Annotated in this window: 9 protein-coding genes; all 9 read right to left on the bottom strand. The window is 69.1% G+C overall.

What is annotated here, in order from left to right; translation table 11 throughout:
• On the bottom strand, positions 1–1,033 hold a 1,033-nt coding region (gene ftsZ / locus AC1D1S_RS14605; protein ID WP_476994785.1), incomplete at its 3' end, for a cell division protein FtsZ.
• Between the two features lie 254 nt (positions 1,034–1,287).
• Positions 1,288–2,217 (bottom strand): cell division protein FtsQ/DivIB, encoded by a 930-nt coding sequence (locus tag AC1D1S_RS14600; RefSeq protein WP_476994784.1) that lies wholly within the window; start codon positions 2,215–2,217, stop codon positions 1,288–1,290.
• Positions 2,210–3,610 (bottom strand): UDP-N-acetylmuramate--L-alanine ligase, encoded by a 1,401-nt coding sequence (murC, locus tag AC1D1S_RS14595; protein ID WP_476994783.1) that lies wholly within the window; start codon positions 3,608–3,610, stop codon positions 2,210–2,212. The genes AC1D1S_RS14600 and murC overlap by 8 nt, the downstream gene beginning before the upstream one ends.
• A gap of 4 nt (positions 3,611–3,614) precedes the next feature.
• Entirely contained in the window at positions 3,615–4,817 is a 1,203-nt protein-coding gene (gene murG, locus AC1D1S_RS14590) for an undecaprenyldiphospho-muramoylpentapeptide beta-N-acetylglucosaminyltransferase (RefSeq protein WP_476994782.1), read from the bottom strand.
• A 10-nt stretch (positions 4,818–4,827) separates the two neighbouring features.
• Positions 4,828–6,357 carry a putative lipid II flippase FtsW gene (gene ftsW, locus AC1D1S_RS14585; protein ID WP_476994781.1) on the bottom strand — a complete coding sequence of 510 codons (1,530 nt, stop codon included), beginning with the start codon at positions 6,355–6,357 and terminating at the stop codon, positions 4,828–4,830.
• 2 nt (positions 6,358–6,359) lie between these two features.
• Entirely contained in the window at positions 6,360–7,961 is a 1,602-nt protein-coding gene (gene murD, locus AC1D1S_RS14580; protein WP_476944230.1) for a UDP-N-acetylmuramoyl-L-alanine--D-glutamate ligase, read from the bottom strand.
• Positions 7,943–9,052, bottom strand: coding sequence for a phospho-N-acetylmuramoyl-pentapeptide-transferase (mraY, locus tag AC1D1S_RS14575; protein WP_028275881.1), 1,110 nt, complete (start codon positions 9,050–9,052; stop codon positions 7,943–7,945). The genes murD and mraY overlap by 19 nt, the downstream gene beginning before the upstream one ends.
• Positions 9,049–10,626 (bottom strand): UDP-N-acetylmuramoyl-tripeptide--D-alanyl-D-alanine ligase, encoded by a 1,578-nt coding sequence (locus AC1D1S_RS14570; protein WP_476945403.1) that lies wholly within the window; start codon positions 10,624–10,626, stop codon positions 9,049–9,051. The genes mraY and AC1D1S_RS14570 overlap by 4 nt, the downstream gene beginning before the upstream one ends.
• 6 nt (positions 10,627–10,632) lie before the next feature.
• On the bottom strand, positions 10,633–12,283 hold a 1,651-nt coding region (locus AC1D1S_RS14565; protein ID WP_476994780.1), incomplete at its 5' end, for a UDP-N-acetylmuramoyl-L-alanyl-D-glutamate--2,6-diaminopimelate ligase.

Below are 12,283 nucleotides of genomic sequence, written 5' to 3'. Positions count from 1 at the left end.
CGGGTGCCTGCGCCGGGGCGGGAGCGGCGGACGCGGGACGCTGCGGCGCGGCCGGCAGGGACTGGTCCATGGACGGCGAGGTGGCCTTGACGTCGTCGAAGCCGGCGGCGATGACGGTGACGCGTGCCTCGTCGCCGAGGGCGTCGTCGATCACGGCGCCGAAGATGATGTTGGCCTCCGGGTGGGCGACTTCCTGGACCAGGCGGGCTGCCTCGTTGATTTCGAACAGGCCAAGGTCCGAGCCGCCCTGGATGGACAGCAGCACGCCGTGCGCGCCGTCGATCGAAGCTTCCAGCAGCGGGGAGGCGATGGCCAGCTCCGCGGCCTTCACGGCGCGGTCTTCGCCGCGGGCAGAACCGATGCCCATCAGCGCGGAACCGGCACCCTGCATGACGGACTTGACGTCTGCGAAGTCCAGGTTGATCAGGCCGGGGGTGGTGATGAGGTCCGTGATGCCCTGGACACCGGAGAGCAGGACCTGGTCGGCGGAACGGAACGCGTCCAGGACCGAGACGTTGCGGTCGCTGATGGAGAGCAGGCGGTCGTTCGGGATCACGATCAGGGTGTCGACTTCATCGCGCAGGGCGTCGATGCCGGCCTCGGCGGAGCCGGCACGGCGGCGGCCTTCAAACGTGAAGGGGCGCGTCACGACGCCGATGGTCAGGGCGCCAAGGGAGCGGGCGATCCGGGCGACGACGGGGGCGCCGCCGGTGCCGGTTCCGCCGCCTTCACCGGCGGTGACGAAGACCATGTCTGCGCCCCGGATGACCTCTTCGATTTCATCGGCGTGGTCCTCCGCGGCCTGCCGGCCAACTTCAGGGTTCGCGCCAGCACCGAGTCCACGGGTCAGCTCACGCCCGACGTCGAGCTTGACGTCGGCATCGCTCATCAACAATGCCTGGGCATCGGTGTTGATGGCGATGAATTCGACGCCGCGAAGACCGACCTCGATCATGCGGTTGACTGCGTTCACGCCACCGCCGCCGATGCCGACGACCTTGATGACGGCCAAGTAATTCTGCGGAGCTGCCACGTTACGTGTCCCTTGTTCGTGTACTAATGCGAAAACTGATCGAGTCCTGCTTGAAGCTTTGAACCTTAACCTTCGACTTGAAGGTTATAGTTATGTCAAGTAACTCATGTCTGTGACGGTATTTCCTATGCAGGGGACATTCAATAACCGGCGCCGCGTGTCGCGGGAATACCGGGCAAATAGCCCCTGTAAGTAGTCCCGCGGGCAGCTGGACGTCCGCTGGACATCCCCGCCGCGGCGGATCCGATTGCCGGCTACCGCGTGACAGGGTGCCGGGGCACGCTGACATCGTAGACCTTCACCGGGTTTTTGGGGTCGGCCGGGACCTTCAGGAGGGCAGAAAGGACCCGCGCCTTCAGCTCCTTCTCCCCCGCGTTGCCCCAGACGATTGTCTGCCCGTCGACGAGTTTGAGTTCGACGGCGTCGGCCGACGCCGCAGAGGCGTTGGAGAGCCGCGCCAGCACATCCGCCGGCAGGGCCCCCAGGACCGCCGTGATGGCCTGGAACAGGTCCTTCGGCAGCGTTCCGCTGCCGCCGTCGATCACCGGCAGCGATACCGAGGCGGCATCGGCGGTGGTGCTGAGCTGGACACCGTCGACGTCCACCAGCTGGAAGGTCTTGCCCTGCTTGACCAGGGCCACGGGAATGCGCTCGGTGACGTGTACCTGCAAAGTGGCGGGCGGCAGCGCCTTCGCGGTGACGTCCTTGACCTGGACCAGCGGCTTGAGCAGGGCTGTGACCTCCTCCTCGCTGATCTGCGGCAGCGGCTTGCCCTGAAGGGGCGCGAGTGCGGCCTGGACCTGATCCGGGTGCAGCATCTTTGTACCCTCCACCGTGACCGTGCGCAGGGCCAGCACCGGCGAGTAGACGGCGGCCGCGACGATCCCCGCCATCAGCACAGCCACGATCCCGATGGTGCTCAGCAGGATCCGCCGGCGGCGCTTGCCCTTGGGCTCGGGGAAGGACAGCACCTTGCCGGGACCGTTGTCCGGGGTGCCCTGCGGGTTCTGCGGATTGCGGGACCGGCCGACGGCGGTGTCCGCGGCGGTGTCCGTGGCGGTCTTGGACGCAGAAATGACATCCGTGCCAGTACCGGCGGACGGCGGCCGGGAGCCGGATCCGCCGGTGCCGGACCCGCTAGTGCCGGACCCGCCACGGTAGGTGGGGCGCCTGGTGCTAGGCACCGGCGGCCTCGGCCGTCAGGGCCTCGACAATCAGCGGCCCGTAGGCCGTGACGTCCCCGGCGCCGGCGGTCAGCACGATGTCCCCGGGGCCGGCGGCCGCCAGCAGCGCCCGCACAGCCTCCCCGTCGGGTCCGACAAGGCGGCCGCCTGAGCCCAGGTGCTCGGCGATCAGCCCGCTGGTGACCCCTGGAATGGGATCCTCGCGGGCAGGATAGATGTCCAGGACCAGGGCCGTGTCCGCCGTGTTGAGCGCTTCGGCGAACTCGCGGGCAAATTCGCGGGTCCGGGAAAACAGGTGCGGCTGGAAGAGCACGTGCACCTTGTGCTCCCCGGCGACGGCACGTGCCGCGGACAGGGCGGCGCGGACTTCCGTGGGGTGGTGGGCATAGTCGTCGTAGACGCGGACGCCGCGGCCCTCCCCCTTGAACTCAAAACGGCGCGAGGCGCCGGAGAAGTGGGCCAGTGCCGCCGCAGCGGTGTCGGGCGCGACGCCGAGTTCGACCGCCACGGCAAAGGCGGCGGCAGCGTTGAGTGCGTTGTGCCGGCCCGGAACCTGCAGTTCGACGCCGAACGTGCCCGCCGTCGTCGAGATCCCCATCCGGCCAGGTCCCGCGTCGTGCAGCCGGATGGCGGCGTCGGCGGCGGTTCCGTAAAGCACCACGCGGGTGTTGCCGCGGGCCAGGGTGCGCTCGGCCAGTKCCCTGGCCCCGGGGTCGTCAGCGCACGCCACCAGGACGCCGTCCGCCGGGAGCAGTGCCGTGAAGCTGTCGAAGGAAGCATAGACGGCCTCGGCGGTGCCGTAGAAGTCCAGGTGGTCCGGCTCGACGTTGGTCACCACGGCGATCGTGGGGCGGTAATTCAGGAAGGAGCCGTCCGACTCGTCGGCCTCGGCGACGAAGATGCCCGCCGTGCCGTGTGCCGCGTTGACTCCGAGCGCCGGGACGTTGGCGCCGATCGCGAAAGACGGGTCCAGCCCGGCGCCCTGCAGCAGCACCGTGATCATGGAGGTCGTGGTGGACTTGCCGTGCGTTCCGGCGACTGCCACCACAGTGTCATCCGCCATCGTGGCGGCCAGCGCCTCGGAGCGGTGCAGCACCGGGAGTCCGGCGGCACGGGCCGCTGCGAGCTCGGGGTTGTCGGCCCGGATCGCGGAGCCGGCGACCACCGTCTGGGCGTCTCCCAGGTTGCCGGGAGCATAGCCGACGGCGATCCGCGCCCCGGCGGCCGCGAGGTCCGCCATGACGGGCAGCGACTTGGCGTCGGAGCCGCTCACCGGGATGCCGCGGGCCACCATGATGCGGGCAACGGCGGACATGCCGACGCCGCCGATGCCGATGAAGTGGACGCGGCCGAGGGATTCCAGGGCATGCGTGCCGTGTTGGGGCTGGGTCATTGCTCTACTGCTTCCTGCCGTGCTGGTTCGGGCCCTGCTGTTTCGGACGCTGCTGTTTCGTGCCCTGTTGTTTCGGACGCTGCGGATTCCCGCTGTGCTCGTTCGAAGACGCGACGTCGAGGATGAGATCGGCCATGCGCCGGTCGGCGTCGCGGATGCCGAGCTGTTCGGCGCTGGCTGCCATCCGGGCCAGCCTGTCCGTGTCCAGCAGCAGGGGAATGATGTTCCCGCTGATCCAGTCGGCGGAGAAGGCCTTGTCATCGACGATCAATGCGCCTCCCGCGGCGACCAGGCCCGCGGCGTTCAGCGCCTGCTCGCCGTTGCCGATGGGCAGGGGCACGAAAACGGCAGGCACGCCCACGGCGGCCACCTCGCAGACCGTGGCGGCTCCGGCACGGGCCAGCAGCAGGTCCGCCGCGGCATAGACGGTTTCCATGCCGTCGACGTACTCCACCTGCCGGTAGCCTGGCGCGGCGAGCGGTTTGCCGTCGGCGTCGTGGACGGACTTGCCACGGCCGGTGATGTGCAGGGTCTGCACGCCGGCGTCGGCGAGGGCCCCTACGGCCGCAGCGAGGGACCGGTTGATGCTCTGGGCGCCCGAGGACCCGCCCGTGACGATGAGCGTCGGCCGGTCCGCGTCCAGGCCGAGCGCCTGCCGTGCACCGGCCCGGGCGGCCGCGCGGTCGAGGCCGGAAATTTCGGGGCGCATGGGCATGCCTACGTGCCGGGCGGCGCGGCCCAGTTTGGTCTCGGCGAAGGCCACTGCCACGTGGGCGCCGAGGCCTGCGCCGACACGGTTGGCCAGGCCGGGACGGGTGTTGGCCTCGTGGACCACGATTGGGATCTTCCGGCGCCGGGCAGCGAGGTACATCGGTGTGCACACGTACCCGCCGACCCCCACCAGGACGTCGGCGCCGGCCCCGTCCAGGATGGAACCCGCCTGCTTCACCGCACCGGCCATCCGGCCCGGCAGCCGGAACAGATCCGCGGAAGGCTTGCGCGGGAGCGGGACACGGCTGATGGTGGCAAGGTCCAGGCCGGCCGCCGGGACGAGCCGCGCTTCCATTCCGCCGGGGGTCCCGACAGCCAGAAGCTGCACTCCGGGGTGGGACTGCCGGAGGGCGCCGGCAATTGCCAGCAGCGGGCTGATATGGCCGGCGGTTCCGCCGCCGGCAAGGACCACGGACAAGGGCGACTCGGTGTTCATGAAGGGCTGTTTACGCTTTCGTACGGTTCTTGGTGGCGGGGCTCTTGGCGGGGCTCTTGCTTGCGGGGGCCTTGGTGGGGCTCTTACTTGCGGGGGCTTTGGGTCGGGCTGCCGTACGGGCGGCGGACCGGCTGGAGGCCGTGCTGGCGGCGGACCGGCTGGCGGCAGTCCTTGCAGCCCGGGCAGCGCGGGCCCTCCGCACGGAATTGGCAAAGGCGGCCGGGCCGAACCTGAGCATMTTCTTCGGCTGCATGCCCGGGTCCATCTGGGCCCGGGCCAGGGACAGGACGACGCCGATTGCGCACAGCGACATCAGCAGGGCCGAGCCGCCATAGGAAATGAACGGCAATGGGACACCGATCACCGGTGCCAGCCCGGTGACCACGGCCATGTTGACGCTGGCTTGGCCCAGCAGCCAGACCATGATCGTGCCGGCCAGGACGCGGTGGAAGACATCGTGCTGGGCGACGACCACGCGGTAGATGGCGGTTCCGAGGATGGCGAACAGGACCAGGACGACGATCGTGCCGACCAGTCCGAGTTCCTCGCCGATGATCGCGAAAATGAAGTCGTTGTGCGCTTCCGGGATCCAGCTGTACTTCTGCCGGCTCTGGCCCAGTCCGACACCGAACCAGCCGCCGGATGCGAGCCCGTACAGGCCGTTGGTGGACTGGTAGTTCAGGTCGGAGCCGTCGGCGCAGGTCTGGCCCGTCCATGACAGGATGCGGCACATCCGGTTCGGGCTCGTGACGGCGAGGATCGTCGCGCCAAGGGCCAGGACCGCCCCGGCGAAGCCGAAAAGGTACAGCCGCACGCCGGCGAAGAACAGCGCGGCGGCCACGATGATCATCACGATCATGGCCGTCCCGAGGTCGTTTCCGGCCAGGATGAGGCCCAGGACCGCAATGGCGCCCGGGAGCACGACCGGAATGAGCGCGTGGCGCCATTCGTGGAGGAGCTTGGCCTTGCGGTCAAGCACGGTGGCCATCCAGAGCGCGAGGGCAAGCTTGGCGGCTTCGGAGGGCTGGAACGTGAACGGACCGACGTCGATCCAGTTCTGGTTGCCCAGCGCGCTGCGTCCCACGAGGAGGACCAGGCCCAGCAGCGCAATGGCCAGGAAGATGAGCGGCCAGGCGAAGCGCCGTAGCCAGACCACGTTCACGCGGGAGAGGACAAGCATCGCGAAGACGCCAATCGCGGCGAATCCGCCCTGTTTGAGGGCGGCCGAGTACGGCGACTCCCCCGCGGCGATGGCTTCCACGCTGGAGGCCGAGAGGACCATCATGATCCCGATCGCAGTCAGCGCCAGGGTGGAGCCAAGGATCAGGTAGTACGTGGATCCGTTGCGGGACTTGCCGGTGCCTTCCAGCGCGGACCAGAATCCGCGGCTCCAGGCACGCACCCGGGCCGCGGGGGTGACGGCGGGGCCGCCGGCCGTTGGCCRTGCAGCCGAAGGGGACGGACGGCCGGYGGGCGTGCCAGTGCTGGCCCCGCCTGCGGCGGATCGTGCCGCCGTCGTACGTGTGGGCGTGCTGACCATTGTTACTCCTCGCTGGTCTGAGCCTGCCCTTCCACGAGCTCGCGGACAGCTTCGATGAAGGCATCGCCACGGTGAGCATAGGAAGAGAACTGGTCCATGGAAGCAGCCGCCGGGGCCAGCAGCACAGTGTCCCCGGAGGCGGCCAGCTGAGCCGCCGAGGCAACGGCCTGGGCCATCACAGTCTCGCCGAAAATCGGCGAAGGGCCTGCGTCGGCTTTGGCCATACCGGCAGTCTGCACGTCTTCAGTCTCGCCCTTGCCCTGCCCGATCACGGGGACATCCGGCGCGTGTCGCTTCAGGGCGGCCTGCAGATCGCTGGAGTCCGCGCCGATCAGGACCACGGCCTTGAGCCGGCTGCCCTGTTCCTGGATCAGGGAGTCGTAATTCACGCCCTTGGACAAGCCTCCCGCGATCCACACCACATTCTGGAATGCGGACAACGAGGCGGCGGCGGCGTGGGGGTTGGTGGCTTTGGAATCGTTGATCCACAGCACACCGTCGTGCCGGGCCACCAGCTGGATCCGGTGGTCTCCCGGAAGGTAGTTCAGCAGGCCCTGGCGCACAGCCGATGGCTCCACCCCGTAGGCCCTGACCAGGGCAGCGGCTGCCAGCGCGTTGGCCACCATGTGGCGCGGCGCCACCGGTCCCAGGTCGGCGATCGAGGCGAGTTCGGCCGCGCTGTCCTTGCGTTCGGCGATGAACGCCCGGTCAACCAGCAGCCCTTCCACGACGCCGAGCATGCTGATGGCCGGGGTCAGTGTGGTGAATCCCACGGCCCGGCAGCCTTCCACCACGTCCGCGTCCTCGACCATGCGTTCGGTCTCGATCTGCTCGGCGTTGTAGATGCAGGCCTTCTGCGTGTTCGCGTAGACCTTGGCCTTGTCGGCGAGGTAGGAGGCGTAGGAGCCATGCCAGTCCACGTGGTCTTCAGCGACGTTGAGGCACACGCTGGCCACCGGCGACACCGAGTGGCTCCAGTGCAGCTGGAAGCTGGACAGTTCCACCGCGAAGGCGTCGTAGTCCACGGGATCGCGCAGGGCGTCCAGGATCGGGGTTCCGACGTTGCCTACGGCGATCGCCTTCAGGCCGGCGGCCTGGAGCATGGACTCGGTCAGGCCGACCGTGGTGGTCTTGCCGTTGGTGCCGGTGATGGCCAGCCAGTCGGCGGTCTTGCGGCCCTCGCGTTCGCGGAGCCGCCAGGCGAGCTCGACGTCGCCCCACACCGGAATGTGCGCCCGCGCCGCTGCGGCGAGCAGGGCCTGGTCCGGGCGCCAGCCCGGGGACGTGACCACCAGGTCCGGCTTCTGCCCGTCGATCTTCGGAACAGACTCCACCGCATCCTCGCCCAGCAGGACGTCCACGGCGCCGACGATCCGGAGCGTGTCGGCCTGGGCCAGCGCCTTGGCGCTGGTGGCGGCGTCCACCACCACCACCCGGGCGCCGAGTTCAATGAGGGTGTCGGCGGCGGCGAATCCGGAGACGCCGATGCCGGTGACCACGACGCGCAGGCCGGCCCAGTCGGAATCCCAGGTGGTGAGTCCCTGCAGCCGGGGCGAGGTGGTGAGCGGGGCGGGGATGGGACCGGTCACAGCAGCACCACCCATTCGGCGTAGAAGATGCCCAGGCCGGCGGCGACAAACAACCCGGACAGGATCCAGAACCGGACCACCACCGTGACTTCGGCCCAGCCCTTGAGTTCGAAGTGGTGCTGGAGCGGTGCCATCTTGAAGAACCGTTTGCCCTTGGTGATTTTGAAGTAGCCCACCTGGATGATGACCGAGAGCGTGATGAGGACGAAGAGCCCGCCGATGAAGGCCAGCAGCAGTTCAGTGCGGGACAGGATCGCGAAGGCTGCGACGGCGCCGCCGATGGCTAGGGAGCCGGTGTCGCCCATGAAGATCTTTGCTGGCGAGGTGTTCCACCACAGGAAGCCGACCATCGCCGCACTCAGGATGGCGGCCAGCAGGGCCAGGTCCAGAGGGTCGCGGACCGAGTAGCAGCCGCTGCCGGCCTGCCTCGGGGATCCGCAGGCCTGGTTGCTTTGCCAGATGCCCATGAGCGTGTAGGCCCCGAACACCATGACGGAAGCGCCGGCGGCCAGGCCGTCGAGGCCGTCGGTGAGGTTCACGCCGTTGGTCGCGGCCGTGACGATCAGGTTGGACCACAGCACAAACAAGATGGCGCCGAGCACGGTTCCGGCGAACGCGAGGTTAAGCCACGGAATATCGCGCACCAGCGAGATCTGGGTGGACGCCGGGGTCAGGCCCGCGGCATTCGGGAAGTTCAGCGCCAGCACGGCAAAGATGATGCCAACAGCGCCCTGGAGGATCAGCTTGGCCTTGGCGTCCAGGCCCAGGCTGCGCTGCTTGGAGATCTTGATGAAGTCATCCAGGAATCCGACCAGCCCCATGCCCACCATGAGGAAGAGCAGGAGAAGCCCGGAGGCGCTTGGCCCCGGTGAGTGCGGGTTCATCATCCACATGATCAGGTGCGTGAGCCCGTAGCTGACCAGGACCGCGACGACCACAACGGTGCCGCCCATTGTGGGCGTGCCCCGCTTGGTGTGGTGGGAGGTGGGTCCGTCGTCCCGGATGAATTGTCCGTAGCCCTTGCGGACCAGGAACCGGATGAACAGCGGGGTGCCCACAAACGCGAGGAGCAGCGCCATTCCGGCGCCCATCAGCAGTGCAATCACAGCTGTGCACTCCCTTCTGTGGCGGTTGCGGCAGTTCCCTCAGCAGGTCGCTCGGGAGAGTCTTGGGTGGCATGTGGGGGTAATGCTATCCGATCCCCCAAGTGGCGCAGCCCGATGCCGTTCGAAGACTTGAACAGGACCAGGTCGCCCGGCTGGAGCTCGGCTTGGAGAAGCTCGTAGGCCTCGTCCGCCGTCTCGGCGAAAACGCATTCGTCGCCCCAGGAGCCTTCGTTGACGGCGGAGACATACAGCGACCGCGCCTCCCGGCCCACCACGACGAGCCGGGAGATGTTCAGCCGCACCACCTGGGTGCCGACTGCCATGTGCTCGCGGATGGAATCCGGGCCCAGTTCCAGCATGGCGCCCAGGACCGCCCAGGTGCGGCGGCCGTGGCCCAGTTCGGCCAGCGTCCGCAGTGCTGCCCGCATGGACTCCGGGTTGGCGTTGTAGGCATCGTTGATGACGGTCACGCCGTCGGGACGCTCCGTGCGCTCCATCCGCCAGCGGCTGGCGGCGGTCTGCGCGCTGAGCGAGGCCGCGATCTGCGCGCCGGGGATGCCGGCCGCGTGCGCCGCGGCCGCGGCCGCGAGGAGGTTGGCCATGTGATGGGCGCCGATCAGCTTGGCGGCGACGTGGTGCCGGGTTGGTCCTTGCTCTGCTTTCCCGTCCGTCACGTCGGCGGGCAGGTAGAGCTCAAACTCCGGGTGGCCGTCGGCATTCAGTTCCACATCCGCGGCCCTCACCACATCGGCTTGGGCCACGTCGGTCTGGATGGTGTTGTCCTGGCCGGTGGTGGCCGCGCGTGAGGTGTAGCCGAGCACGCGGGCCCGGGTCCGGGTGGCCATCGCGGCGACGCGGGAGTCGTCCAGGTTCAGCACGGCGGTGCCCGCGGCCGGGAGCGCCTCCACGAGTTCGCCCTTGGCGACCGCGATGTTCTCGACGCCGCCGAACTCGCCGGCGTGGGCGGAGCCGACGCCGAGGACGACGCCGATCTCCGGCCGGACCATGTCCGCGAGGTATTGGATGTGGCCGATGCCCGTGGCGCCCATCTCGATGACGAGGTAGCGGGTGTCGAAGTCGGCTTTGAAGACTGTGAGCGGCACGCCGATCTCGCCGTTGTAGGACCCTTGCGGTGCAACTGTGGCACCTTCGGCGCCGGCGGCCGTGAAGATTCCGGCGAGCAGGTCCTTCGTGGTGGTCTTGCCGGCGGAGCCGGTGATGCCAACCACGGTGAAAGCGGCGCCGGCCGCGGCGCGGCTGGCGCGGATCCGGCGGACGGCTTCGGCGGCCAGCGCGCCCATGGCGAGGACAGCGTCCTCAACGACGACGGCGGGATAGTCCGTTCCGGCGGCGTCGGCCACTTCGCGCTCCACGAGCGCCAATACGGCGCCCCGGTCAAAGGCTGCGCCGACGAAGTCGTGTCCGTCGGCGTTCTCCCCCGGTTTGGCCACATAGAGGGAACCCGCCGTGGCCTCGCGGGAGTCGGTCACCACGGAGGCGGGGGTAATTCCCGGTTCCGCGGCGAGCCGGCCGTTGGTTATGTCGGCGATTTCCGCCGCTGTAAATGCAATCATCTCGGTTTAGGACTCTATCCGGTGGTCTTCGAGAACGGTGAATCCCCGTGCTGTCAAGGCGTTCCGAAGCTCCACCCGGTCATCCAGTGCCAGGTTGACTCCCTTGACTTCCTGCCAGACCTCGTGCCCGCGCCCGGCTACCAGGATGGTGTCCCCGGCCCCGGCGAGCTCCACGGCCTTCAGGATGGCGGCGTCGCGCGGGAAGACTTCCAGGACTGTGCAGTTCAGGCCTTCGTCGTCCTTGGCCGCCAGGGCCCCGGCAAGGACGTCCGCGCGGATGGCTGCCGCGTCCTCGTCGTGGGGATCGTCGTCGCTGACAATCACGGTGTCCGCCAGCCGCGCCGCGATGGCCCCCATCGCGGGGCGTTTGCCTTGGTCCCGCTGGCCGGTGGCGCCGAAAACGATGATCACTTTGGATCCGGGTTCCGGGGACCGGACGGCTTCGAGTGCACGGGCCAGGGCGTCGGGGTTGTGCGCGAAGTCCACCACGGCGGCCGGTGCCGTGGATACGAGCTGCATCCGGCCGGGCACGGCGACGGTGAAGGGATCCGCGGCGTCGAGGGCGGCCTGCACCGCGGCCGGCTCGTGGCCGCCGKCGAGGACCATCACTGTGGCCAGCGCTGCATTGGCGACGTTGAAGCCGCCCGGCAGGCCCGTGTGGACGCGCAGCTCGGCGCCGTCGCGGTGCCGGAGGACGAAGTCTGAGCCGAGGCCCCGCGGAGCAGTCCGGGCAACGGTCCAGTCCGCGGTCCCGTCGGCGTCAGCCGGCCCGGCGCCGTCGGTCCCGGCCGTGGCCAGGGTCGTGACCGGGATTTCGGCGGTGGCCGCGAGCTTGCGGCCCCAGTCATCATCGATGGTGACCACGGCGGCGCGGGCGCGTTCCGGCGTGAACAGCCGGGCTTTGGTCTGGAAGTATTCCTCCATGGTCCCGTGCAGGTCCAGGTGGTCCTGGGTGAGGTTCGTGAASCCGGCGACGTCGAACACCACGSCGTCSACGCGGTGGAAGGACACGGCGTGCGAGGARACCTCCATGGAGGCGGCATCGAGCCCACGTTCGCGCATGAGCGCCAGCAGCGCGTGCACATCCGTGGATTCSGGCGTGGTCAGCAGGCTCGGGATCGGCTCCCCGCCGGCCAGGATCTCAATCGTCCCGATCAGCCCGGTCCGCTTGCCCAGCGCCCGCAGCAGGGCATTGATGAAATAGGTGGTGGTGGTCTTGCCGTTGGTGCCTGTCACCCCGAAGAGGGCCGGTGCCCCGGCGCCGTCGGGCCTGCTCTGGAAGATGAGCGCGGACAGCCGGCCGACCACGCTGCGCGGCTCGTGGGCCAGCAACACCGGGACGGCGATGTCATGGCCCAGGGCCACCAGGCGCGCCCCGGCGTCGTCTGTCAGGACCGCCACGGCGCCGGCGTCGACGGCCTGCGACACGAAGTCGGCCCCGTGCCGTGTGGCGCCCGGCAGGGCCACGTACAGGTCTCCCGGGCGGACCGACCGGGAGTTCAGGGATATCCCGGTGACCTGGACGGAGCCGGACGCACCGGGAACGGCCACGCCGATCGCCGCGCCAATGGCTGCCAGCGGCACTGCGGCAACCGCAGTGGGCCGGAAGCCCTGGGTGGAGTCATGGCCGGACGGCGCGGAAGCATCGGGGTCGGTG

Source organism: Arthrobacter sp. P1_A5, from assembly GCF_056406825.1.
The sequence above is the reverse complement of the archived record's forward strand: the minus strand, read 5'-3'. Positions and strand labels throughout refer to the sequence as shown.

Excerpts from the sequence above, each read along its gene's own strand:
- murD (WP_476944230.1), bottom strand. The coding sequence starts at position 7,961 with ATGGGTGGTGCTGCTGTGACCGGTCCCATCCCCGCCCCGCTCACCACC.
- murG (WP_476994782.1), bottom strand. The coding sequence starts at position 4,817 with ATGAACACCGAGTCGCCCTTGTCCGTGGTCCTTGCCGGCGGCGGAACC.
- AC1D1S_RS14570 (WP_476945403.1), bottom strand. The coding sequence starts at position 10,626 with ATGATTGCATTTACAGCGGCGGAAATCGCCGACATAACCAACGGCCGG.